The following is a 23702-nucleotide window of genomic DNA, read 5'->3' as shown; positions in this document are numbered from 1 at the left end:
CTAAGACCGATTTTCACGGATATTAGATATGACCTTTGTCAGGGCTCGAACCTCGCGAGAAGCGGCTTCCTTCTATATTGGGGCCAATGATGAATGTTGAGTGATGTAACAATCTATTTTCCTGATGCATGAAGGAGCAGACATTGTAGACTAATAAAAATGGGAATAATGGAGTTTGATATTCATGGAACTATCAGATCTACAAATTGTGATCGCCCTTGTTGTGGCATTGCTACCTGCATTGCTAGCACTCAATCTTGGCACTGCCCTTTCCAAGTAAGCATGCCAATCACAGGTCTGGCTTCCTTATGATGTGGTCTTAGCCACTGATCAAATAAGGCATCCAGTATCATTAAAATCAACATACAAAGCAAGTGCTTTACCTTGAGTAAGGCACTATTTTTTTGTTTAATCGTCTAATAGCTGATGGCAATTTTGCTGGAGGTTTTCCGTATCCCATTCATCGACTTACATAACCAGTCGCGGGAGAAAATTTACCCCAACAGCCGAATTCTACAAAAACTAAAGATTTCTATCCAATTGATTTACATTTTTTCGTTTTATTCGCTACACTAGCCACACACTGAGCCAATTTTGCGTGCATCACGTTATTTTTGGAGCTGGCAAAACCAACGAGTCCCCACCTAAGGGAAAGTCCGGTTTTTGATTTTGGTGTTCCCTGTTTTAGAAGGCAAACGTTAACCTAACAGCCTATTTAGGTTGTTTCTTCTGTCTTTGCCGTTTTTAAAATGCCGCTAATTGATTGGCATTGGTGTAAATCAGTTCGTCATACTGCCTTATAAAGGCCAACAAAATATGAGTGCATTATCCCAGCCAAAACCTGACCCCCGCCCCACCCGCAAAATGAAGCAGAGATCGGCAAGAAAACGCCATCCTCGCAAAAGTTCTAAATTTGCTGCTCGGACCACCGAAACCGCAACAATCTTGGGGGTCAACGTTCTTTTGATTGGGACCTGTCTCTACACCCTCAGTAACATGCTGCCTCACCAGCTCACCCAAGAAGCCAAATTACAGGAAATCAAAGGAGAAGTGAGCCGGACCTCTGCACAGGTTGAAGCCCTCAAGCACTCCCATGAGCAGAGCCTAGTTCCGGAAGTATCCCGGCGCATGTCAGAAGAACATGGCCATCTCATTCGTAAGAACAAGCGCAATCTGGTGTGGATTAAACCCACTAAGAACCAGCCCTAACCCCTCTCTTACCCTTAATCGATTCAAGCATTCAAGCAGGCCCAATCTTTGGTGGACCTGCTTTTTTATGGGTCAGAATTGCATTGTGTGGAATGTTCGTAACTACAGTTACCAAAACCTTAAAATTTATCTGCTAACGTTGGGGTAACAAAATGCAGGACCCTAAATTCCGTGGACTCACTCCACATCTTAATAGTTGAGGCTAATCCTCACTTGCGATCTCTTCTGGGTTGGCATCTACAGCAAGTAGGCTACTTTATTCATCTCAGCGCTAGTATCAAGCAGGCCCAGGCTGCCTATCAACAGCATCAACCTGATCTGGTTATTGTTGACTCTGAATTACCAGATGGTCTGGGTCAGGAACTCTGTCGATGGCTACAGCGCCAGAAGCATCCTCTGATTTTGATGTTGTCGGCTCAAACAACTGAAGCCGATGTGGTATCTGGATTAAAGGCAGGCGCAGATGATTATGTGGGTAAGCCTTTTGGCATGCAAGAGTTTTTGGCTCGAATTTCGGCATTGAGCCGCCGCAGCCGTCTCAGCCTGCCCACACAAATTTCTTTTGGAGCGTTGAGGATTGATTTGATCCAGCGGCGCGTTCACTACCATAACGAGCTAGTGGATCTCACTCCCCAGGAATTTAGCCTACTCTATGTCTTAGTCCAAGCAGAAGGGGCCGCCCTCAGCCGGGTCGAACTCTTGCAAAGAGCCTGGCCAGAAAGTATCGACAATCCACGGACAGTAGATACTCATATTTTGTCCCTCCGCAAGAAGATTGAACAAGACCCCCAACAACCTCAGCTCATTCAAACTGTACGGAACGTGGGTTACCGTCTCAATCTAAGCTATCTGATGGATGCAAATCCATCGCGTCGCTCTGATGCCTCTCAGATCCCCCCTTCATCCAATCGTTTTGTGGCAGATGGGGCCACTACTAGCCAAATGCCTATCCCCAGAGCCCAATCGGGTTAAGGAGAGTGGCAGGCTGCCCAATCTGCGGCTCTTCGGGTGAATAGAACTTAAAAGATACAGCGGTGGGCTCTCAAACCTTGTCCCTCACAATCACTCCCTCGCGCTGCCCTCAACTCAGTCGTCAAGATTACAATCCCAGCAGAAGCCAACTTTGCCTTTCTTGCCACTCACCGTCAGGCTAGTGGCACTGGTTTGAACTTTAACCGCTGGCACACCATCGATTGCCACTTTTGGCTCAGTCGTAATGGTGGTAGAGATGCCATCAGACCATCGAATTTGATAGGTGCCCGCTTTGTTATCCGCAATCGTACATGGGTCGTTGACAATATGTTTCCGATCATTAGCCAGAAAGGTGCAATAGCCCCGGCGTGAGCGTCGAAACACAGGCAGTTTTCGATATTGTGGCCGCTTGTACAGAGGCAGTTTGAAGATTGGCCTTGGCCGCACGGAGCGCACCTTTTTGAGCGTATTCACGCCAGCATCAACATCAACCAAATGAGACGCAATCCAACCTTCCGTAGTCGTCTTGGGGGCAAAGATCTGGTACCACAAATATCCATCTGCGTTGTAGGCACTTTTGAGTACCTGAACCCGATCTCCAGGTCGGGCTTTCCCCACGACTCCCTGCTGAGTCCCGACACCCAGGCGAATGTTTTTGGCCCCCGGTCGTCCCATGACAGTGGCATTGGTTGGCATAGATACAGCGGGCTGACGGAGAGGATCTTCTGGGATAGGGGGCTGGGCGATAGAAGGACTGAGAGTCTGAGGTGGCGGAGAAACCGTAGGGTCACTCTCCTCAGGGGTATCTTGATAGGCTGCTAAAAACTGAGGTAAATGTTGAGCGGCCAAGGTAGAAGTGCCCAAAACGGTCAAGCCAATTAATCCCCCTGTGACAATGGGTTTATACCATTCTTTGGGCTTAGGTACAGGAGATGCAGGTTGACTTATTTGAGTCGCATATTGGCCGGCAAGCTGAGATGCCTGAACCGCATCAGTCGGCAGAGTCGAAATGGCCGTCGGAATCGGCTGAAAGCTAGCGACTGAGGCATCAGAAGAGGCATGGAATTGCAACGCTTGTAGCATCTCCTCAGCCGTTGGGAAGCGGTCATGGGCATGGGTCTGCGTGGCTTGATCGATCACTGCCATAAACCCAGGACTGAGTCCAGGAACCAAATGGTGCCAAAGATATTGCCCCGTTGCCAGATCAGTATCCAGTTCCTGGGGCATATGGCCCGTCAGTAAATAAATCGCCGTCACCCCTAAACTGTAGAGATCACTGGCATCCACAGGCTGTCCAGTGATTTGCTCTGCAGGCATAAAGCCAGGTGTTCCCACAACCACGGAAGCGCTAGACATTTCAGCCTGATCTGCCCCCATCGTTTCTTTCACCGCACCAAAGTCGATTAAGACCGGCTTTCCATCTTGCCAGCGCAGAATAATATTGTCTGGTTTAATATCGCGATGCAAAAGGTTGGCGGCATGAATATCACTCAAGACCTTGAGGAGGCTGATCAAGATCTTCTGCACCGCATTTTCACTGAGTAACCCTTCTTTTTGGATTTTGGCGATGAGGGTATCCCCTTCAATCCATTCCTCCACCAGGTAAAAAACGTTCTTTTCTACAAATTGTGCATAGAGGCTAGGAATTTGATCACTTCTGCCACCGAGTGATTCTAAAATGACCGCTTCACGCTCAAACCGTTCTTGCACTAGTGTATTGATGTGGGCATCTTCCTCGATGGGCTTGAGCTGTTTTACGACACATTTTCGCTGGGAAGGAAGTAGGGTATCAATGGCTAAATAGGTTGTTCCAAAACCACCCTCACTCAGAATTCTAGTAATGCGATAACGGTCTCCTAGAAGTGATAATGGTTGGTCAGGAGAGTCAAGCATAAGGATCCCACCAATAGCTTAGTCTTTGTATGAACACATCAAAATAGCAGTTCGAACTTGATAGTTTAGGGGTCCAAACTATCGACCTATCTCAGGCGTTAACCTCTTTCAAACATATTAATTTACTGAGATAATTTTCGATTTTTTCGAGTGGATAATAGCTATTATTACGATTTGAACTAGTTTGCGATAGATTCTGAAGATTTTCTTCAAGAAGTGATATTTTTTGATGAAAAACGAGTCTCCATTAATCGTTATTTAAAATGACAGATCTTCAGCAGTCCTTTGTTGAACTTAAGAGTCGAGGTCAGGTTAAACGTTTCTTATTAAATCAAGAAGAACATCGATTAGGTCGAGATCCCCAGTGGGCCGATTTTGTCTTGCCCAATGAGGGGTGGGAGGCATTATCCAGTCGTCATGCTGTATTCCGTCGCCAGGGTACTCACTATCGAATTTATGATGGTGACGGATTGACCAAAGCCAGTACCAATGGGATTTTTACCGAGCATAGACGCATCACCACCCAAACAGGGTATCTGCTCGATCAACCCAAGCAGTTCCAAATTGGCCTAGATCCGCGCAATCTCATTGTCCTGACCTATCTAGAGCCGGGTCAGGACAGGGGCAGTGCCATCTTCAGCAAATTAAAGCTGAATTTACTCAACTTACAAGAATGGCCAGTGGAACTGGGAAGTGATGTGGGCCAACGCTACGCAGCCATGGCGTTACCGTCTCCTACAGTTTCCCGCCGTCATGCCTCCATTAGCCATGAAGCCAATCAGTTTGTCCTCCGAGACCACAGCACCAATGGGACGTTCGTTAATCATCAGCGCTTGGACGCAGCCTATACCCTCAAAGAGCGTGACACCATCCAAATCGGCCCCTACACGTTGTTATGGCATCAGGGAGTCCTGGAGTTAGTCGATAGCGGAGATCAAATCCGGATTGACGCCCATCAGCTCTTGCGCAAAGTCCCCACAGGTAAAGGGGAGAAAGTGATTCTCAATCAGGTGTCCTTGGCCATTGAGCCTAAACAGCTGGTGGCTTTTGTGGGGGGCAGTGGCGCTGGCAAATCTACGTTAATGAAAACGCTACTGGGCATTGAACCGCTCACCTCCGGGCAAGTCTTGCTGAATGGAGATGATATCCGGCAACACTTTGACCGATATCGTTCAGAAATCGGCTATGTGCCTCAAGATGATATTGTCCATCAGAATTTGACCGTCATGGAGGTGTTGACCTATGCCTGTCAATTACGATTACCGCCCCACACCGATAGTGCCAAAACTGTGGCTCAAGCCCTGCAGCAGGTACAGCTCAGCCATGTGAGCCAGGAGCTAGTGCAAAATTTGAGTGGAGGTCAACGGAAGCGGGTCAGTATTGCAGTTGAGTTATTGGCCAATCCGAAACTCTTTTTTCTGGATGAGCCCACCTCTGGACTAGATCCAGGGTTGGACAAGACCATGATGAATTTGCTGAGGGAACTATCGGATCAAGGGCGCACCATTATCTTGGTCACCCATGCCACTTCTAACCTAGAGGTTTGTGACCATATTGCCTTTATGGGGCAAGGGGGGCATTTATGTTTCTTTGGGCCTCCCAAGGAAGCTTTGACGTTTTTCCAGATGCCCTCTGCAGATTTCAAATACTTTTCTGATATTTACATCGAGCTGGGTAAGGGAGACGTCGGCTCCCATCCGAATCAGGCGGTTGAATTTTGGTCTCATAAATTTCTGCAATCTGACACCTATCAAAAATATGTGCAGAGGGTACTCAGTGGTGGAGAACCGAGTGGGATGGGTTTGATGAAAAGCTCTCTCCGACAAGGCGCAGACCCCTGGTGGCAAGGGTGGGTATTGAGTCAACGGTATCTCACACTGGTCTTGCGGGAGCACTATAGTTTGATCCTGCTGTTATTCACAGCGCCCGTGGGAATTGGGTTGATTACCTTTGCTTTGCAAGATCGTAATTCCTTGGTGGTCTTAGCCAATGCCAATGATCCGATGCAGGCCCCTCTCGCTTTACGAGTGTTGTTTATTTTTACTTGTGCAGCCATGTGGGTTGGCTTTTCTAGTACGTCTCAGACCATTGTTCAAGAGGCCCAAATCTACGCCCGTGAACGATTAGTCAATTTAAGATTATGGCCTTACCTAGGCTCTAAGGTGCTGATTCATGCAGCTCTGGCTATCGTCCAAGTCATCCTGGTGTTGGGAGTAATTCAGTTAAGTTTTAACGCTCCTGAACCCTCCTTAATTGGCTGGGGCCTGGGATGTGGCATCACAACTTATCTCACCTTGTTTGCCAGCTTGAGCTTTGGACTGATGGTTTCAGCATTTGTGAATACCTCTATTCAGGCAGCTAGTGCCTTGCCCCTGATCCTGATTCCCCAAATTGTGTTCTCAGGGGTGTTGTTTGACTTGGAGGGGATCGCCCGGTTTCTGTCTTGGCTTATGATTAGTCGCTGGTCCGTGGGGGCTTACGGCGCTTTGGTGGATGTGAATACCATGGTCCCTAAAGGTTTGTCTACATCCCCCTTCCAAGTCTCCAAAGTTTACGATCCCACTTGGGCAAATCTCAGTTTGAACTGGGAAATGCTCTGCTTGTTGAGCGTGGTGTATCTCAGCATCACCATCTGGAAGCAACAGTCCAAAGACCGACAGTAAAGGGGCAATAGGAAATGGGCGGCACTGCCCTATGTTCAAATTTAATCTTGGGGAAATTGGGCTACTCCCAATCATCCTGTTCCGCTTGAGCAGTCAATTCAGCTTTGATGTCTGCCCAATCTATCTCACTCATGGGGGCATCTAAAATGAGTTTGCCTTGGTTCAACCAGAGGATGCGATCGCAGATCTGATTCAGAAATTCATATTGGTGACTGGCAATCACTAAAGTCATCGTACTGGCTGTTAAAGCTTTGATCACACGATCGATGGTGCCTGGATCCAGCGCTGAGGTAGGTTCATCCAATAGGCAAAGTTTGGGTTCCGTCACACAGGCACGGGCCAAGCTCACTAGCTGTCGTTGTCCAACTGACAACTGAAGTTCTGTCGAGGTTAGCCAGGCTTCAGGAATGCCAAGCCGCTGCCGCCAAGTCTGCACTCGGCTAGCGATGTCCTGATCTGGCAAGTTTTGCAATTGCAAAGGATAGGCGAGCGCCTCTTGAACGGTCATGCCTAGAAGCTTAGGCTCTTGAGGCACCAGCATTAGCTGCTGCCGTAAAGACAAGACGGGCCAATCGGGTAACGGCTGTTGTTCAAATAGGATCTGACCAGCCGTCGGACTACTGAGGCGATTAAGCAGACGCAATAGCGTTGTTTTACCGGAGCCAGAAGCCCCAATAATGCCAATGCGTTCACCGGTGAAAACGTCCAAAGAAATATTTTGGAGTAAATATTGATTACCCAACTCAGTCACGACATCAATCTGTTGAAGCTGGAGTTGAGGCTGTCTAGATTTAGATAGGCTATCGTCTGGGGTCACAAGCAGTCCTATCTTGCTAATGTACTTTCTTTATTCTGAATGGCAATGTCTGCCAATACGTAGCGTCAATACATTTATTCAGTACTGAGTAGTCTTAACCACATTGATCATGGCACTGATTTAGTTACTATTTTCAAGGGTGGAAGTCGCACCTCAATTCAAATTGCCGCCTCTGCATAGCCAGCCAAGATGCCCCTAAATCGTCGAAGATTTCTCACATTAGCCAGTCTGTCTACCTTAGGGGTGGGTTTAGGCCACAAAAGAAGTCTAGCCCAGTCTTTACAGATCCAGGTACCCCATCCTGGCCCGTTGTTAGCCCAAGCACCTCGATGGCAATTTATCGCCGTGGGTGATGTAGGGACGGGAGAACAGGCTCAGTATGATGTTGCACACGCTATGGTGCAATTCCACCGGCGACATCCGTTCTCTTTAGCACTCTTAGCTGGAGACAACATCTACGATGGAGGAGAAATGGAGCGTATCGGCCCCGTCTTCGAGCAACCCTATGCACCGTTGCTGCAGCAAGCCGTCAAATTCCATGCGGTGTTAGGCAATCATGACGTGATGTCCCAAGGAGGCGAGGGGCAGATTCGCTACCCCAGTTTCAATATGGCGGGTCGCTACTATACCTTTACCCGAGAGTCGGTACAGTTTTTTGCCCTAGATACCAATCCAGGTCACCACTGGCCTGCCCAATTGCGATGGCTGGAATCCGAGCTGGCTCAATCTATGGCCCAATGGAAGATTGTTCTGGGGCATCATCCCATCTTTGCATCGGGACTACATAGTATTAAATGGCAGCTAGCTACGCGCTTAGGGCCATTACTAGGCACCCCCAAACTTTATCCAGGCCTGGGTGAGCAGTTAACGCCCCTGTTTGCTAAATACCAGGTCCAGCTCTATATCAACGGCCATGAACACCATTACGAGCGGACCCAGCCCATTGCTGGCACCACCTACCTGACCTGCGGAGTGGGAGCGCGATTACGGCCCACAGGCTCGTCGGATTGGACCGCTTTTTCCAGTTCACAGCTCGGTTTTGCCGCAATTGCGGTCTATGACCATCAGCTCGTAATCCATGGAATGGGGGTCAACGGTCAGCCCTTTGACCAGGGTGTGATTACACCTACCTTTATAGCCCAGCCTTCCTTCCAGAAGAATGGGGCATAAGTGGTGCGGAAACTCACCGCTCCCTGAGTTATCTGCACGTCGCGATTCTATCCACCTAAATAGCTGATACCCGTCCATAGAATCCAAACATCAGCCAGGGCTAATAGGAGTCCGAAACCCAGTAACATGCCGTACATCCAGACTTGGGCGAGGGGTTTAACGGCCACCATTTTTAAGCCGGTTTGGTCTTCGATGGTGCGGGTCATTTGGGCAAATCCAGCCACCCGCATGGGCAAGAGTTGGGCTGAACCACTGGGAGTAATCAGATAATAGACCAGACCACCTTGTCCTGTACGCCGAGGCTTAATGGCCGTTATTTCTGGCCAGGTCAGAGCCCAGCCCTGTCGAAACCAAGTTGGAACCCACTGGGGATAGCGAATCTCCATCCCTGTGGCGGAAAGATAGACTTGCTCACTTAAGGCTGCGGCTAACGCCACCACCCCCAGTCCTAAACCCACGTAAAGACTGCCTTGGGTAACAGCTCCTACCTGATTCACTTTTGCCAAGATCGGCAGGGGAACCACGAGGGCAAAGTACAGCAGCCAAAGACTATACCGAATCAGCGGTGAAATTCGATACACGGCTTCTGTGGCGGTGGGGGCAGAGGGAGCGGAAAGGGACGACATGGCGACAAGGATTGAGGGGCCGATCTTGATTGTACTGACCTAGCCAGAAGGTGGGTTGTCGAGCTGATAGAGATGACGGAGCTGGTTGGGGGTGACGTCCTGGGCGGGCAGATCAAACTGGATTTGGCCCTGCTTGAGACCGATGATGCGATCGCAATACCGCTGCGCATAGTCCACCCCATGCAAACTCACCACCAGGGTCTTACCCCGCTCCCGCACTAGACGACTGAGCAGCCGCATAATGTCGTGGCTGCGTTCTGGATCGAGACTGGCAATGGGTTCGTCAGCCAGCATAATCGCTGGATCTTGCACTAAGACTCTGGCAAGGGCCACCCGCTGCTGCTGCCCCCCAGAAAGACGATCCGTGCGGGCATAGAGCTTATCGGGAATGCCCACCTGGGCTAGGGCTGCTTGGGCGGTCTCCACTTCTAGCGGCCACACCAAGGATGCCGCCGCCTTCCAAAAAGGCCAACGCCCTAGGTGCCCCGCATTGACGTTATGGATCACTCGTAATGAGGGCACCAAATGGAGTTGCTGGTAAATGGTGCCAATTTGTCGTTGAATCCGCCGGGCCGAGCGGGCTTGCCAAGGCTGTCCCATGGCCCAAACCTCACCTGCGGTGGGCTGAAGGGTGCCATTGAGTAACTGCAACAGCGTGCTTTTGCCAGCACCGCTAGAACCAATTAAAGCGATAATTTGGCCGGGATAGATAGCAAAACTGACATCGGCTAGAGCAGACACATCACCAAACCGATGACTCACCTGTTGCAGCGACAGAATACCGCTATTTGATCTTGCCGATTTGGCGGCCAATCGCTTCAATTTGAGCATAGTTACTATTATCGGTCTTGATAAACGAACTCCCCCCAAAGAGATCCAAAATTTCTGCCTGCTCCGGGACAGCGGGGTCGAGCTTAAGTAGGGCCGCCTGAACTTTAGGAATAAAGTCGGGACCGTAGCGTTCGCTCACCTGGGGATTGATCACCCAATGATAGTCAAAATAAGAGGGGGTTGCCCAAATCACCTGGACTTTCTCTAAATCCACCTTGCCTTCAGCCACCCGATCCTTCCAGACTTGGGAGTTTAAGGCTCCCACTTCATAGGTTCCAGCTTCTACCACTTTAATCGTCGTATCGTGGGACCCTGAGAATCCCACATTACCCTTGAGATCTTTGAGGGTGAGGTTGGCCTCCTGCATAAAGTATTGGGGCATTAGCCGTCCCGAGGTAGAGGATTCACTCCCAAAGGTAAGGGTCCGACCTTTGAGTGCTTGCAATCCCTTAACTGCTTCAAAAGGTTGAATCCCACTCGATTTATTAGCGATAAAGACACTGGTAAACTTGGCATCAATTTCTCGCTGGGCAATGGCTTGGGCCTTAGGGACCTGTAGACGTGCCTGCACCCCTGTCAGGCCGCCAAACCAAACCATGTCTAGATCCCCCACTCGAAAAGCAGTGACCGCAGCCGCGTAGTTATTGACGGGTTTATAGGTAACGGGAACCTCTAACTCGGCTTCTAAGTAAGTGGCTAACTTGCTGTAAAGACGCTGGAGCTTTTCAGGGTCTTGATCGGGGATAGCCCCAGCCACAAAAGGCTGTTGGCGAGGAGTCGAGCTTTCCGGTGCTGAGCAAGCAACCAGCAATAACCCCAACAAGCTAGGGAGTAAAAATCGTTTCATACCGCTGAAGTCCCAGAACAGGAGTCAATAACCAACATTTGTTAAGGGTACAGCAGGAAGGCAATCGCCATACCGTTACGCTAAATGGTTTCTCCCCACCCAAGACGCCGCCACACGATCATTGCCTTCTCTTTTTTGTCCCCCTAGACACTGCCACCGATTTGTCTTTAGATAGGCATATATTAAAAAATTATTAAGCAAATCTACTCGCAAACGATGGTGCTCTTTCTCAATTCCCAAGAACATCGGCCAGCAGCTAGGTCGCTTCAATATAGGGAAGGCATCACAGGAACGCTGGGCAACTCAAGCAATGGGGATTTGTGAGGACCACTCGGAGTCAATGAGCTGATGCGGCACTGCCCCCCAATCAGCCCACTACACCTCACTCACCCCATCCATAGCTCCGTTGTAAAGGTTTCATCTAGCGTCCCACTGACAACCGAGACTGACCAATTTCTCCCCCACTCACCAAGATTTACGTTTTCAGGCTTAAGGAGACCCCTTGAACATTCCCAATCTCAACGTCCGCTCTCTCAATTTGCGCGCTCTTAAACGGGAGTGGTTGGTTAATCCCAAGGCCGACCTGCTATCCGGGGCCGTGGTCGGCCTAGCCCTGATTCCGGAAGCCATCGCCTTTTCGATCATTGCTGGGGTGGATCCTAAGGTCGGGCTCTATGCCTCCTTTATTATTGCCGTGATTACCTCTTTCCTCGGGGGACGTCCCGGTTCTATCTCGGCAGCCACCGGAGCCATGGCTCTGCTGATGGTGGATTTAGTCAAAGAGCATGGATTGCAATATCTGCTGGCGGCCACCTTTTTGACCGGCATTTTTCAGGTGATCTTTGGGGTGCTCCAACTGGGTCGCCAAATGAAATTTGTGCCCCGAGCCGTGATGATTGGCTATATCAATGCCCTGGCCGTCCTCATCTTTATGGCACAGCTGCCCCAGCTCACAAACGTGCCCCCCATGGTTTATGTACTTACCGTGCTTTCCCTGGGGATTATCTATATCTTGCCTCGCTTTACTAAGGCGGTACCTTCGCCTCTAGTCGCCTTGGCAGTCATGACCATTGCTGCCATTGCCCTGCGTCTGGATGTGCCCACCGTAGGCGATATGGGGGAGCTGCCCACGACACCGCCTTTATTTGCCCTACCCCAGGTACCCTTCAATCTAGAGACCTTAAACATTATCCTGCCTTATTCCCTAACTCTGGCGATTGTCGGGCTGTTGGCCTCTTTCCTAACCGCCTCTCTAGTGGACGATTTGACCGATACCCCTAGCGACAAGAACCAAGAAGCCAAAGGCCAGGGCATTGCCAATATGGTCACAGCCTTCTTTGGCGGTATGGCAGGGTGCGGCATGATTGGTCAGTCCGTGATCAATGTCCAGTCTGGAGGCCGAGGTCGTCTATCTAGTCTGGCGGCTGGCATCTTTTTATTGGGGGCGATTCTGTTCCTGCAAGACTGGGTGAGACAGATGCCCATGGCTGCCCTGGTGGCAGTGATGATCATGGTGTCCATTGGTACCTTCCGCTGGTCATCCTTCACCAATATTCCTCGGGTCCCCCGCAGTGAAGTCGTGGTCATGCTGACGACGATGTTTGTAATTATCTTTACCCGTAACTTTGCCCTAGGAGTGGCCACGGGTATCGTTATGAGTACCGTGTTTTTCTCCCGTAAAATCGCCGAGCTGGTGCTGGTGGATCGGGTGATGCTGGAAGAGGGAACCCATCGCGTCTATAAGGTGTCTGGACAGATTTTCTTTCTGTCTCGGGATGAATTTATGGCCTCCTTTAACTTTTCTGAACTCGTCGAGCAGGTGACCATTGACCTCAGCCATGCCCATCTATGGGACCAAGGGGCGGTGGAAATGCTCGACAAAGCCGTACAGAAGTTTCGCCGTCAAGGGATCGAAGTGAATGTGGTGGGTCTGAATGAAGCCAGCACCACCCTGCTGAATCGCCTTGCCACGGATGAGGAACTGATCTCCAACGACCCGTCTTAGTCCTACACTTGCCCGCCATCCTTTAGGGAAACCACCCGTATGAAAACCATTCTTCTCTGCTCTGATGGGTCTGCCTTTGCAGACGGCATTTATAAATATGGAGCCTGGTTTGCTCACCAACTTCAGGCTCAGATGAAGGTTCTGTTTGTCAGTGATATTCGCCAAAAGGTCGTTTCCACCGGCAATCTCAGCGGCAGTATTGGTCTTGGGGCATCCGAGCAGCTGTTAAACGAATTGGTGAACCTGGAGCATGAAAAAGCCAAGCTCAACAAACAACGGGCAAAGTTGATTCTGCACAATGCGGAGCAAGTCCTCAAGGCAGAAGGGCTCAGTAATCTAGAACTGCTCAACCCCACGGGCTTCCTTGTAGACTGCTTCCATGATTTTGAGGCCGAATCCGACCTGATCGTGCTGGGCAAGCGGGGGGAGGCAGCGGAGTTTGCCTCAGGGCATTTGGGGGCCAACGTGGATCGAATTGTGCGCAGCAGTGCCAAGCCCTGCCTGGTGACTCCCCAAACCTTTGCCCCGATTGAGAGTCTACTGGTGGCTTATGACGGTAGCCCCACGGGCAAGCGGGTCTTGAACTTCCTAGTGGACAGTGCCCCAGGGTTCAAGGATATTGAGATTCATCTGCTGACAGTGGCAAAAAAAGAGTCGGATGCAGTGAAATCCCAGGAGTTAGCTGATGCCGAGAAAACGCTGCAACAGGCAGGACTGACCGTGACGACCACCCTGTCCACAGGAGCCCCTGAAAAGGTAATTTCCGACTATATTGAGCAAAACAAAATGAGCCTGTTACTGATGGGGGCCTATGGTCACCGACGCATACGCCACCTTGTGATTGGTAGTACCACGGTTCAGCTCCTGAGAAGTGTGCAAGTGCCAGTGCTTCTGTTCCGTTAGGCTGATTTTTGATAAGACGTTTGGTGATCGAATAGCTCAAGCAGCAGACATATGAATAGCTGATGCAGAAGTTGCGATCGCAACCTGCTTTACCACAAGAAATCTGGGGTGTGCTTCAACTACAGAAAGCCATTGTTTGCTGGATAGTCGGCTACATTGAAACCTGATTCATTCGCTGTATGTTCAAGACTCTCTAAACGCTCTAGGTGTCATACCCACAGATTTGCGAAAGTGTTTGGTTAGGTGACTCTGATCGGCAAATCCACAGATTAAAGCCACATCAATAATCGGGCGATCGCTTTGTCTGAGATAGCGTTTCGCTCGCTCAAGGCGTTGGAGTAGAACATACCGATAGGGAGGAACACCAAGGGATTTTTTAAACATCTCAGAGAAGTGGCATTGGCTGAGGCCCGCAACGGTAGCTAATTTCTGTAAGCCAATATTTTCGGCTAAATGTTGTTCAATATAAGCTAAGACTCGCTTCAATCGTTTATCCCCTAAGCCTTTGTCATATTGGCGGAACTTAGGGCGTTGATAACAGTAATTTCTGAGTATATGTAGCAGAAAAAGATTGCCCAAGGCTTCACTGTAGAGTCGTCCCCCTAAGCCTCCTTGCTGAATTTCGCGATGGTACTGCTGAGCCAGCATCTCTAGCTGAGGATCGTGACTAAAAGAAATAGATTTCAATTCCAGTCGTTCGGGGGCATGATAGCCGTTTTCCATTGCAAATGTCTGCAAATAGAGCGGATCAATATCGAACACCATGGTTTCGTCAACACTCTCCCAGCACCAACGACACGGCATATCATTCGCTACCGCTAGCCAGAATGATCCTGACGGTTGGGGGCCACTATACTTCTGTTTCCCAATTTGGGTAAATTGTTGAGTATTGTCGTGACTGAGAGTAACGTTCAATACATGCTGACTCAGGGCAGAGATCACAAGATCTGAGGGTGGCTCAACATGATGCGAGATGGTCAAGCCTCCAGCCTTAATGATTTGCTGAGAAACGATCCACTCTTGGGGAACAGCCTCCAATAACTGAGGAGATTGAGAGTTCATGCTGTTGGTAGCAAATAGCTTTGGCTCATTTTTGCTGATCCCTACAAACTTTTGCAAGTAAGTTCAATACACCCACTAGATTTACCTAAACAGAGCACATTAGAATACCGTGCTGAAGATTGGACTGAAGTGCTCTGCAATCCCACTTCATACAAAATCTTTGGACCATAAATTCTGACATTAAATTCGATCCACCCAAAGATCTGAACACTTTGCCAAAGAATGTTCAATACACTGCCTAGTCGTGGATCTAGCGTAGTGGTGTTCTGATTTGAATGCGAGGCCATAGATGGGGCATGAAATCAGTGGCCAATACTATCTCAACCTGGGCTGGCTGTTGCAGCCCAGCGTTGGCGCAATCTTGAAGTGAGAGAACAGAGTGGCAGCCTAGGCGTCCAACACTCAACGGGGCAAGCTTGCTAAGCAAATGCGCTGAAAAAGACATACAGGGGCAGATACGTTATGAAAATTGGCTTCATTGGTACTGGGAATATGTCGAGATCCCTCGGCATCCTGTGGGCTGAGCGGGGGCACAACGTCTTTTGGGGGTCACGCGATCCGAACAAAGCAAAATCTGTGGCTGAGCTGGCAGACCATAAGACCCAAGGTGGCACCAATGATGAGGCGGCTGAGTTTGGGGATGTGATCTTTTATTCAGTGCGGGGCATCAAGCCGTCGGTTGTTTTATCATCCATTGATCACCTCACAGGCAAGGTCATCCTCGACTGCAACAATCGCGATATTCCTGAAGGGTTCACCTACGGTCCTCTGATGGCGGAATCTTTAGCTGAGAAACTGGCGGCGGATATCCCCAAAGCCCATGTGGTCAAAGCGTTCAATGCCATGGCCCAAGAAGTGTTTGAGCTATCGCCTCAGCCCCTCACAGAGCATCAGGTTTCGGTTTATATCTGTAGTGACCACCCTGGGGCCAAACAAACAGCAATGGTATTGGCTGGCGAAATTGGGTTTAACCCTGTTGACTGTGGTCCACTCCGTAGCGCTCGCCTGTTGGAATCGCTGGGTGACTTTATCCGCTTCATGATCGGCGGGATGAACCTAGGTCCCTATGCAACCATTTCGGTCAAAATACTGCCGGATGCGTTGCAGCAGCGGCTGGGTGGACGACAACCGAGTTCTTAGAGCTATATCCGTCTTGCCAGGTCCAGGATCAACCTGGCCCAATGATCACGAATACCAGTCATGGCATTGAAGCAACGTTAGAGCAGTCTCAATGAATGAGAAACAAGGAAAAAGAATGATTACAGATAAATTGAAGCTAAAAGATAAAGTTGCGTTGGTTACCGGCGGGTCTAGGGGCATTGGCAAAGCCATTGTTAAAGACCTCATAGACCAAGGAGTGTCCGTAGCCTTCACTTACGTGACTAATGCGGAGAAAGCAAACGCTTTAGTCGATGAATTATCCAGTTTAGGCAAAATTAAAGGCTACCAGTCTAATATCTCAAATCTAGGGGATATCAACCAGCTCACTCAAACCATGGAAACAGAGTTTGGCAAGGTCGATATTCTGATCAACAATGCCGGACGGTTCATCAGTAAACCCTTTGAAGAAGTGACAGAAGATGAGTTTGAGCAGCTCTTCTCGACTAATGTCAAAGGTCCTTTTTTTCTGGTGCACAAGATGGTGAAGCTGATACCCGATGGCGGCAGAATCATTAATCTTTCATCTGGTTCGACCCGGCATTATGTGCCTCTGTCGAGTATTTATGCAGCTTCCAAAGGTGCTCTGGAGCAATTTACAAGAGCTTGGGCGAGGGAACTCAGCTCTAGGAAAATTACGGTCAACAGCCTACTACCGGGTTACACCGCCACGGATTGGGTCGCTGACACTCCAGAGGAACAGACGAAATGGATGGCCAGCCAAGCCGCTTTGGGTGAACTGGGAACCGCTGAAGACATTTCACGAGCGGCCCTCTTTCTTGCCTCTGATTTAGGCCGATGGGTGACTGGACAGCAAATTTGTGTGGATGGTGGTCTTTAGCTAGCACAACCATTTGAATGCGTTACTGGGGTTTGTGATCAGAACCATGAGGAGATAGAGATGTCTATTAATCAGTACTACACCTTGGGCTGTAGTGGCCTCCGGGTCAGTCGTCTTGCCCTGGGCACGATGACTTTTGGCACAGAGTGGGGATGGGGTGCCGACCGAGACACTGCCAGTCAGCTCTTCAATACCTATGTGGATGCTGGGGGCAATTTTATTGATACCGCCGACATGTATACCAACGGCACCAGCGAGACTTGGATCGGGGAATTGATCCGAGAGCGGGGTTTGCGAGACAGAGTTGCGATCGCAACCAAGTTCTCCTACAACGCCGACCCTGGTAACCCCAACGCAGGCGGCAACGGTCGCAAAAATATTCTTAGAGCCGTAGATGGATCGCTACAGCGCCTAGACACGGACTATATCGATCTCTATATCCTCCACACCTGGGACAGTCTTACCCCAGCAGAAGAAGTCATGCGCACATTAGACGATCTCGTTCGAGCTGGAAAAGTTCGCTATGTGGGTCTATCAGATATTCCAGCTTGGTATGCATCCCGTGCTCAAACCATTGCCGAACTCCGAGGATACGAACCCCTTGCTTCCCTGCAGCTGGAATACTCCCTCGTTGAACGCAATATTGAGAGTGAATTTATTCCCCTCGGTACACAGCACGGGATGGGCGTTATGGCCTGGAGTCCATTAGCCAGTGGCCTGTTGAGCGGGAAATACAAACCCAGTGAACAGGGCAATGAAGGTGCAGGACGCTTAGGGACGTTGGCAGGAGCCGATAACCCAGTCTTCAACAAATTCACGGACCGCAACTGGAAAATTGTGGCTGAGCTAGAATCCGTGGCCAAAGAAGTGGGTCATAGTATGGCTCAAGTTGCCGTTAATTGGGCTGCGAACCAACCGGGGATTGCATCCGTCATCGTTGGAGCCACAAAACTACATCAACTTGAAGATAATCTCAAGGCCCTTGATTTTGATCTACCGATGGAATGCAGAGATCGCCTCACTCAAGCCAGTCACAATCATCCCAGCTTTCCTTACTCCTTCTTTACCCCTGACATGCAGGCCATGTTGACCGGAGGGGCAACGGTTGGAGATAAACCGGAGAGCTACTATTCCCGAGTCAAAATTGAGGGAAAACCCGTTGGAGTGGAATAACACATGCATGAAATTAATGTCTAATATCAATTTCATGCGTTTGACTAATTCATGGAAGCTCTTTAGTCTACCGATAGAACATCAACCTATTTATTCATAACGGCTGCAGCGATATTGATCCAGTAGCAGCTATGACACATCACGAATCAGCGATCAGAGCAAGCATCAACGGGAGAAAAAGCAATGACGTGCATTGTCCAATTCCATAAGTTGGGTGGCCTATCTAGCCAGTCTTTTTGCAGATTTCATTAGTGGTACCAACCACCGCGTTGATGGCGGAAATATTACCTCGATCAACTCATACACCGATTGGAGAAGAGGATTTGTTACTTACCAGAAGTCTAGTCAGTAGACACACAAGTTAATCCGTGTGAACCCATGATTGATCAGGATCTGAGAGAAACGTCATGAAAATTGGATTGATTGGGACCGGCAACATGTCGAGATCCCTCGGTATTCTCTGGGCGGAGCAGGGACACGAAGTCTTTTGGGGGTCACGGGATCCGAACAGAGCAAAATCCGTGGCTGAATTTGCAGGCCACAACACTCAGAGTGGCACCAATGATGAGGCGGCTGAATTTGGTGAGGTGATCTTTTACTCAGTACGAGGTGTGATGCCATCCGCCATTTTGTCGTCGACCGAGAGCTTATCTGGCAAAGTGATCCTCGACTGCAACAATCGCGATATTCCTGAAGGGTTTGCCTACGGTCCTTTGATGGCGGAATCTTTAGCCGAAGAGTTAGCGGCAGACATTCCCAATGCCCATGTCATCAAAGCCTTCAATACCATGGCCCAAGAAGTCTTTGAGCTATCACCTCAACCACTCAAAGAGCATCAGGTTTCGGCCTATGTCTGCGGTGACCATCCTGCGGCACGGCAAACTGCAATGACGTTAGCTAGCGAGATTGGGTTTAATCCCATTGACTGTGGTCCACTGCGTAGTGCCCGCTTGTTGGAATCCCTGGGCGACTTTATCCGCTTCATGATAGGTGGTATGAAACTGGGTCCCTATGCAACCCCTTCCGTCAATGTACTACCGAGCGCATCAGAGCGGCGCCTGGGTGGACGACAACCAAGTTCTTAGATTTTTAAGAGTGAGGCAAGAATATGACCATCCAGTATCCATTTGTGCGTAAGCTATACGACGCCTTTCAATCCGGAGAGGTTGATCGCTGGGATGCGCTCGTGGCAGAGGAAGTGTTAGTCAATTCAACAATGGGCCGTAATATCCACGGTCGTGACGCCCTCAAAAGCTGGGCCACACAATTTATTGAAGCGCTACAGTCTCGCATTGATTTAGTCGATGAATTTGAGGCCATTGATGAAACAGGCAATGGTCGAGGCTTCTTTACGGTATGCCTGCATTGGAAGCATGCCCAAGAATTTATGGGAATGCAGCCAACGGGGCGAGAAGGCACATCTATTGAAACGATGATTTTGACTATCCAAGACGGCAAAGTTAGGCGCTGGGATGTTGCCGATAACACCGTTGAAATCAACATTTACTTCTGGGAGCGGGGATGGCCTATTCCTCACAATGTCCATCCAGAAATTATCGCGAAAGGTATTGAACGCCACCCTCAGAGAAGTTGATCCGCCCACCCTTGAGCTGGAAAAATTCGTCATTTCACAAGGACAAACAATGAATACAGACAAATTGAAGCTACAAGATAAAGTTGCGTTGGTTACCGGAGGGTCTAGGGGAATTGGCAAAGCAATTGTCAAAGACTTCATGAGCCAAGGAGTGTCAGTGGCCTTCACGTACGTGAGCAGTGCTGAAAAAGCAAAAGCTTTAGAAAATGAATTATCAAGTTTAGGAAAGATTAAAGGCTATCAATCCAATGTCTCAAACCTAGAGGATATCAACCAGCTCACCCAAACCTTGGAAACAGAGTTTGGCAAGGTCGATATTCTGATCAACAATGCCGGTAGGTTTGTGAGCAAGCCCTTTGGAGAAGTGACAGAAGATGAGTTTGAGCAGCTCTTCTCTACTAACGTCAAAGGCCCCTTTTTTCTGGTGCAAAAGATGGTGAAGCTAATACCCGATGGCGGCAGAATTATTAATCTTTCATCTGGTTCGACCCAGCATTATGTACCCATATCGAGTATTTATGCAGCGTCCAAAGGAGCTCTAGAGCAATTTACAAGAACTTGGGCGAGAGAACTTAGCCCTAAGAAAATTACCGTCAACAGCCTACTACCGGGCTACACCGCTACGGATTGGGTGGCTGACACGCCAGAGGAGCAGACGCAATGGATGGCAAGTCAAGCTGCGTTTGGTGAACTGGGAACCGCTGAAGATATTTCACGAGCGGTCCTCTTCCTTGCCTCTGATTTAGGTCGATGGGTGACTGGACAGCAAATTTGTGTGGATGGTGGTCTTTAGAACCAGGAGAATGACATGAGATTCAAAAATAAAACTGTTGTCATCACAGGGGGTGGCAGTGGAATGGGACTTGCAGCAGCAAAGGCGTTCCTAGCAGAAGGAGCCAATGTTGCCATCTGTGGACGCACGCAGGAAAAACTGATTAAAACGGCTCAGAATCTGAATGCCGGAGATCGGCTCCTCACAGTCGCTGTGGATGTTTCAAAGATATCTGACCTAGATCAGCTCTATACACAGGTAAGGGATCGTTTCGGCAAAATAGATATCGTTTTCGCTAATGCTGGAATTGGGACGCCTACAGGGTTCGGTGATGTGGATGAAAAGACGTTTGATCAAATTGTCAGCGTCAACTTCAAGGGAGTCTTCTTTACTGCTCAGCAGGCCTTGCCACATATGAACGATGGGGGTGCTATTGTGCTCAATGCATCCCTGACCCAGCACCAGGGGTTAGCTAATTTGACGGTGTATGCCGCCACTAAGGCAGCAGTGAGCCAGTTGGCACGATCGCTAGCCAGTTCACTGATATCACGCAATATCCGCGTCAACGCCATTAGTCCGGGTGTGATTGATACCGAGATGACGGGGGAATTCGATCAGGAGATGATCGCAGCACTCCAGAACGAAATTCCCATGCAGCGATTGGGGCAGCCAGAAGAAATTGCCAAGGTGGTCCTATTTCTCGCCAGTGAGGATGCTTCATACATTACGGGAGAAGACTTGCTTGTTGATGGTGGCCGGATTCGTCTAAGTCCATGGCAAGGCCTGTAGATCTCACTGGCATGCTCAACGAAGTTTTGAGCTTGCTATCTCAGCGATATATAGCAAATACACCAGAGCATCTATACATGTAGTAGCCCTGCAGGCCGGGAGAAATCTACAGGACTACCAAATCGAAATCGCGGTATTTAAGCCGAGACTAAGCTAGATCGAAGCGATCGAGATTCATCACCTTATCCCAGGCCGCCACAAAGTCATGGACAAATCGCTTCTGGGAGTCCGCACATCCATAGACTTCCGCCAGGGCACGGAGTTGGGAGTTGGAACCGAAGATTAGGTCTACACGAGTTCCCGTCCACTTGAGTGCACCGGTATTGCGATCGCATCCTTCAAACACATCTTCAGCCTCAGAAGCAGCCTTCCAGGTCACGCCCATATCCAGCAAGTTCAAGAAGAAGTCATTGGTGAGACTTTCAGGCCGTTGGGTAAAGACACCATGCTGAGCCTGGCCCACATTGGCATTCAACACCCGCAGACCACCGACGAGCACCGTCATTTCAGGGACCGTCAAGGCCAATAACTGGGCCTTATCCACCAACAGCTCTTCTGCAGAAACAGAATAGTGCCCTTTTAGGTAATTGCGAAAACCATCTGCTCTCGGCTCTAGGACAGCAAAGGAGTCAACATCTGTTTGGGCCTGGGTTGCATCCGTTCGTCCAGGCTTAAAGGGAACTTTGATATCGTACCAACCAGCATTTTTCGCGGCTTGCTCAACCCCCGCACAGCCCCCGAGAACGATCAGGTCTGACAGGGAAATTCGCTTGCCGCCAACCTGCGAATGGTTAAAGGTGGTTTGGATAGCTTCCAAGGTCTGGAGCACCGTTGCCAATTGGGTGGGCTGGTTCGCTTCCCAATCTTTCTGGGGGGCTAGACGAATGCGAGCACCATTGGCCCCACCGCGCTTATCCGAGTCACGGTAAGTCGAAGCCGAGGCCCAGGCCGTTGACACCAATTGGGACACCGTGAGATGCGTCGCTAGGATCTGGCTCTTTAGGGTGGCGATATCCTGCTCATTAATCAGCTCATGATCGACGGCAGGAACGGGATCTTGCCAGATCAATTCCTCCTCAGGCACCTCCGGTCCCAGATAACGCGAGCGAGGTCCCATATCTCGATGAGTCAACTTAAACCAAGCTCTAGCGAACGCATCCGCAAACTGGTTTGGGTTATCCAGAAATTGCCGAGAAATGGTTCCATAGCTGGAGTCCATGCGCATAGCCATATCGGCTGTGGTCATAATGGGCGCATGACGCTGGGATGGATCATGGGCATCAGGCACTGTATTGGCCCCCGCCCCTCCCTGGGGAACCCACTGATTGGCACCAGCGGGACTTTTGGTCAGCTCCCACTCATAACCAAACAGGTTCTCGAAATAGTTGTTGTCCCACTGCACTGGATTGGTGGTCCAGGCCCCTTCAATACCGCTAGTAATCGTATGGACGCCTTTACCCGTACCGAAGCTATTCTTCCAGCCTAGGCATTGGTCTTCAATGTTGGCCCCCTCTGGTTCAGGCCCCACATGGGCATCATCCCCCGCACCGTGACATTTACCGAAGGTATGTCCCCCTGCAGTGAGAGCAACCGTCTCTTCATCATTCATGGCCATTCGCCCAAAGGTTTCGCGAATGTCTCGGCCTGAAGCCACCGGATCAGGATGGCCATTGGGGCCTTCGGGATTGACGTAGATCAGGCCCATCTGCACCGCACCCAGGGGATTTTCCAGCTCACGGTCGCCGGTATAGCGCTGGTCCCCCAGCCATTCATGCTCAGCCCCCCAGTAAATATCTTCTTCCGGCTCCCAAATATCTTCGCGCCCCCCTGCGAAACCGAAGGTTTTGAAACCCATCGACTCCAGAGCACAATTCCCCGCCAGAATGATCAGGTCAGCCCAAGAGATTTTTGTGCCGTATTTCTGCTTAATCGGCCACAGCAACATGCGGGCTTTATCGAGGTTGGCATTGTCAGGCCAGCTATTGATGGGGGCAAATCGTTGGTTACCGGTCCCTGCACCCCCTCGGCCATCACTGATGCGGTACGTGCCAGCACTATGCCAAGACATGCGGATGAAGAGCGGTCCATAGTGACCATAGTCGGCGGGCCACCAGTCCTGAGAACTGTTCATCAGGTCGAAGATATCTTGCTTGACGGCCGCTAAGTCGAGACTCTTAAAGGCTTCAGCGTAGTTAAATCCTTTGCCCATAGGATTAGATTTGGGGGAATGCTGCCTCAGGATTTGTAGGTTTAACTGATTCGGCCACCAATCACGATTTGATGTGCCACTACCAGCGGTAAATTTTAAAGCTCCGCCTGAAAATGGGCACCCGGTTGCACTATTCATAGGGTCTCCTCTCATAGATTGCGATGTGGA

At 49.8% G+C, this 23702-nt stretch carries 21 protein-coding genes; 14 read left to right on the top strand and 7 right to left on the bottom strand.

Annotation, left to right across the window (positions count from 1 at the left end):
- Positions 1 to 184 precede the first annotated feature (184 nt).
- From psaM to I1H34_RS02995, 3 genes are all read left to right on the top strand, one after another.
- Entirely contained in the window at positions 185 to 280 is a 96-nt protein-coding gene (gene psaM, locus I1H34_RS03005; RefSeq protein WP_212664281.1) for a photosystem I reaction center subunit XII, read from the top strand.
- Between the two features lie 536 nt (positions 281 to 816).
- Positions 817 to 1209: a slr1601 family putative cell division protein gene (locus tag I1H34_RS03000; protein ID WP_235107147.1), complete on the top strand. Its 393-nt coding sequence runs from the start codon at positions 817 to 819 to the stop codon at positions 1207 to 1209.
- 171 nt (positions 1210 to 1380) lie between these two features.
- On the top strand, positions 1381 to 2181 hold the full coding sequence (locus tag I1H34_RS02995; RefSeq protein ID WP_212664280.1) for a response regulator transcription factor: 801 nt from the start codon (positions 1381 to 1383) through the stop codon (positions 2179 to 2181).
- Positions 2182 to 2295: 114 nt separating this feature from the next.
- On the opposite strand, the gene I1H34_RS02990 is transcribed toward I1H34_RS02995, so the two are convergent.
- A complete protein-coding gene (locus tag I1H34_RS02990) occupies positions 2296 to 4074 on the bottom strand; it encodes a serine/threonine protein kinase (protein ID WP_212664279.1) in 1779 nt (592 codons plus the stop codon).
- Positions 4075 to 4337: 263 nt separating this feature from the next.
- Between I1H34_RS02990 and I1H34_RS02985 the strand changes: the two genes are divergently transcribed.
- Positions 4338 to 6737 (top strand): ATP-binding cassette domain-containing protein, encoded by a 2400-nt coding sequence (locus tag I1H34_RS02985; RefSeq protein ID WP_212664278.1) that lies wholly within the window; start codon positions 4338 to 4340, stop codon positions 6735 to 6737.
- Between the two features lie 61 nt (positions 6738 to 6798).
- Here the strand turns inward: I1H34_RS02985 and I1H34_RS02980 are convergent, their stop codons facing one another.
- On the bottom strand, positions 6799 to 7554 hold the full coding sequence (locus tag I1H34_RS02980) for an ABC transporter ATP-binding protein (RefSeq protein ID WP_249369746.1): 756 nt from the start codon (positions 7552 to 7554) through the stop codon (positions 6799 to 6801).
- Positions 7555 to 7743: 189 nt separating this feature from the next.
- On the opposite strand from I1H34_RS02980, the gene I1H34_RS02975 reads away from it, so the two are divergent.
- Complete coding sequence (locus I1H34_RS02975; RefSeq protein ID WP_212664277.1) at positions 7744 to 8724, top strand: metallophosphoesterase family protein; 981 nt, start codon at positions 7744 to 7746, stop codon at positions 8722 to 8724.
- 47 nt (positions 8725 to 8771) lie between these two features.
- On the opposite strand, the gene I1H34_RS02970 is transcribed toward I1H34_RS02975, so the two are convergent.
- From I1H34_RS02970 to I1H34_RS02960, 3 genes are read right to left on the bottom strand one after another with little or no spacing between them, the layout of a single operon-like run.
- Entirely contained in the window at positions 8772 to 9350 is a 579-nt protein-coding gene (locus tag I1H34_RS02970; RefSeq protein WP_212664276.1) for a hypothetical protein, read from the bottom strand.
- Between the two features lie 39 nt (positions 9351 to 9389).
- Positions 9390 to 10181 carry a phosphonate ABC transporter ATP-binding protein gene (locus I1H34_RS02965; protein ID WP_212664275.1) on the bottom strand — a complete coding sequence of 264 codons (792 nt, stop codon included), beginning with the start codon at positions 10179 to 10181 and terminating at the stop codon, positions 9390 to 9392.
- Entirely contained in the window at positions 10135 to 11028 is an 894-nt protein-coding gene (locus tag I1H34_RS02960; protein WP_212664274.1) for a putative selenate ABC transporter substrate-binding protein, read from the bottom strand. Before I1H34_RS02960 ends, I1H34_RS02965 begins: the two co-directional genes overlap by 47 nt.
- A 502-nt stretch (positions 11029 to 11530) precedes the next feature.
- Here I1H34_RS02960 and I1H34_RS02955 point away from each other — a divergent pair.
- Both I1H34_RS02955 and I1H34_RS02950 read left to right on the top strand, forming a co-directional pair.
- A complete protein-coding gene (locus I1H34_RS02955; protein ID WP_212664273.1) occupies positions 11531 to 13033 on the top strand; it encodes a SulP family inorganic anion transporter in 1503 nt (500 codons plus the stop codon).
- A gap of 39 nt (positions 13034 to 13072) precedes the next feature.
- Positions 13073 to 13936 carry a universal stress protein gene (locus I1H34_RS02950; RefSeq protein WP_212664272.1) on the top strand — a complete coding sequence of 288 codons (864 nt, stop codon included), beginning with the start codon at positions 13073 to 13075 and terminating at the stop codon, positions 13934 to 13936.
- Positions 13937 to 14119: 183 nt separating this feature from the next.
- Here I1H34_RS02950 and I1H34_RS02945 read toward each other — a convergent pair whose 3' ends face one another.
- Entirely contained in the window at positions 14120 to 14998 is an 879-nt protein-coding gene (locus tag I1H34_RS02945) for a helix-turn-helix domain-containing protein (protein ID WP_212664271.1), read from the bottom strand.
- A gap of 492 nt (positions 14999 to 15490) precedes the next feature.
- Between I1H34_RS02945 and I1H34_RS02940 the strand changes: the two genes are divergently transcribed.
- From I1H34_RS02940 to I1H34_RS02910, 7 genes are all read left to right on the top strand, one after another.
- Positions 15491 to 16138 carry an NADPH-dependent F420 reductase gene (locus I1H34_RS02940; RefSeq protein WP_249369744.1) on the top strand — a complete coding sequence of 216 codons (648 nt, stop codon included), beginning with the start codon at positions 15491 to 15493 and terminating at the stop codon, positions 16136 to 16138.
- A gap of 115 nt (positions 16139 to 16253) precedes the next feature.
- Positions 16254 to 16997, top strand: coding sequence for an SDR family NAD(P)-dependent oxidoreductase (locus I1H34_RS02935; protein ID WP_212664269.1), 744 nt, complete (start codon positions 16254 to 16256; stop codon positions 16995 to 16997).
- A 60-nt stretch (positions 16998 to 17057) separates the two neighbouring features.
- On the top strand, positions 17058 to 18170 hold the full coding sequence (locus tag I1H34_RS02930) for an aldo/keto reductase (RefSeq protein ID WP_212664268.1): 1113 nt from the start codon (positions 17058 to 17060) through the stop codon (positions 18168 to 18170).
- A gap of 407 nt (positions 18171 to 18577) precedes the next feature.
- A complete protein-coding gene (locus I1H34_RS02925) occupies positions 18578 to 19255 on the top strand; it encodes an NADPH-dependent F420 reductase (protein WP_212664267.1) in 678 nt (225 codons plus the stop codon).
- 23 nt (positions 19256 to 19278) lie between these two features.
- On the top strand, positions 19279 to 19764 hold the full coding sequence (locus I1H34_RS02920; RefSeq protein ID WP_212664266.1) for an ester cyclase: 486 nt from the start codon (positions 19279 to 19281) through the stop codon (positions 19762 to 19764).
- A gap of 49 nt (positions 19765 to 19813) precedes the next feature.
- Positions 19814 to 20557 carry an SDR family NAD(P)-dependent oxidoreductase gene (locus I1H34_RS02915; RefSeq protein WP_212664265.1) on the top strand — a complete coding sequence of 248 codons (744 nt, stop codon included), beginning with the start codon at positions 19814 to 19816 and terminating at the stop codon, positions 20555 to 20557.
- A 15-nt stretch (positions 20558 to 20572) separates the two neighbouring features.
- Positions 20573 to 21325: an SDR family NAD(P)-dependent oxidoreductase gene (locus I1H34_RS02910; protein ID WP_212664264.1), complete on the top strand. Its 753-nt coding sequence runs from the start codon at positions 20573 to 20575 to the stop codon at positions 21323 to 21325.
- A gap of 148 nt (positions 21326 to 21473) precedes the next feature.
- On the opposite strand, the gene katG is transcribed toward I1H34_RS02910, so the two are convergent.
- Positions 21474 to 23672, bottom strand: coding sequence for a catalase/peroxidase HPI (katG, locus tag I1H34_RS02905; RefSeq protein WP_212666115.1), 2199 nt, complete (start codon positions 23670 to 23672; stop codon positions 21474 to 21476).
- Between the last annotated feature and the right edge of the window lie 30 nt (positions 23673 to 23702).

The sequence above is a fragment of the Acaryochloris marina S15 genome, assembly GCF_018336915.1.
GTDB lineage: Bacteria > Cyanobacteriota > Cyanobacteriia > Thermosynechococcales > Thermosynechococcaceae > Acaryochloris > Acaryochloris marina_A.
The sequence above is the reverse complement of the archived record's forward strand: the minus strand, read 5'-3'. Positions and strand labels throughout refer to the sequence as shown.

Bases quoted from the DNA above. Each gene is read 5' to 3' on its own strand.
- I1H34_RS02940 (WP_249369744.1), top strand. From the start codon at position 15,491: ATGTCGAGATCCCTCGGCATCCTGTGGGCTGAGCGGGGGCACAACGTC.
- I1H34_RS02920 (WP_212664266.1), top strand. From the start codon at position 19,279: ATGACCATCCAGTATCCATTTGTGCGTAAGCTATACGACGCCTTTCAA.
- I1H34_RS03000 (WP_235107147.1), top strand. From the start codon at position 817: ATGAGTGCATTATCCCAGCCAAAACCTGACCCCCGCCCCACCCGCAAA.
- I1H34_RS02950 (WP_212664272.1), top strand. From the start codon at position 13,073: ATGAAAACCATTCTTCTCTGCTCTGATGGGTCTGCCTTTGCAGACGGC.
- I1H34_RS02985 (WP_212664278.1), top strand. From the start codon at position 4,338: ATGACAGATCTTCAGCAGTCCTTTGTTGAACTTAAGAGTCGAGGTCAG.
- I1H34_RS02965 (WP_212664275.1), bottom strand. From the start codon at position 10,181: ATGCTCAAATTGAAGCGATTGGCCGCCAAATCGGCAAGATCAAATAGC.
- I1H34_RS02990 (WP_212664279.1), bottom strand. From the start codon at position 4,074: ATGCTTGACTCTCCTGACCAACCATTATCACTTCTAGGAGACCGTTAT.
- I1H34_RS02930 (WP_212664268.1), top strand. From the start codon at position 17,058: ATGTCTATTAATCAGTACTACACCTTGGGCTGTAGTGGCCTCCGGGTC.
- I1H34_RS02935 (WP_212664269.1), top strand. From the start codon at position 16,254: ATGATTACAGATAAATTGAAGCTAAAAGATAAAGTTGCGTTGGTTACC.
- I1H34_RS02915 (WP_212664265.1), top strand. From the start codon at position 19,814: ATGAATACAGACAAATTGAAGCTACAAGATAAAGTTGCGTTGGTTACC.
- I1H34_RS02970 (WP_212664276.1), bottom strand. From the start codon at position 9,350: ATGTCGTCCCTTTCCGCTCCCTCTGCCCCCACCGCCACAGAAGCCGTG.
- psaM (WP_212664281.1), top strand. From the start codon at position 185: ATGGAACTATCAGATCTACAAATTGTGATCGCCCTTGTTGTGGCATTG.
- I1H34_RS02960 (WP_212664274.1), bottom strand. From the start codon at position 11,028: ATGAAACGATTTTTACTCCCTAGCTTGTTGGGGTTATTGCTGGTTGCT.
- I1H34_RS02975 (WP_212664277.1), top strand. From the start codon at position 7,744: ATGCCCCTAAATCGTCGAAGATTTCTCACATTAGCCAGTCTGTCTACC.
- I1H34_RS02925 (WP_212664267.1), top strand. From the start codon at position 18,578: ATGAAAATTGGATTGATTGGGACCGGCAACATGTCGAGATCCCTCGGT.
- I1H34_RS02945 (WP_212664271.1), bottom strand. From the start codon at position 14,998: ATGAACTCTCAATCTCCTCAGTTATTGGAGGCTGTTCCCCAAGAGTGG.
- katG (WP_212666115.1), bottom strand. From the start codon at position 23,672: ATGAATAGTGCAACCGGGTGCCCATTTTCAGGCGGAGCTTTAAAATTT.
- I1H34_RS02910 (WP_212664264.1), top strand. From the start codon at position 20,573: ATGAGATTCAAAAATAAAACTGTTGTCATCACAGGGGGTGGCAGTGGA.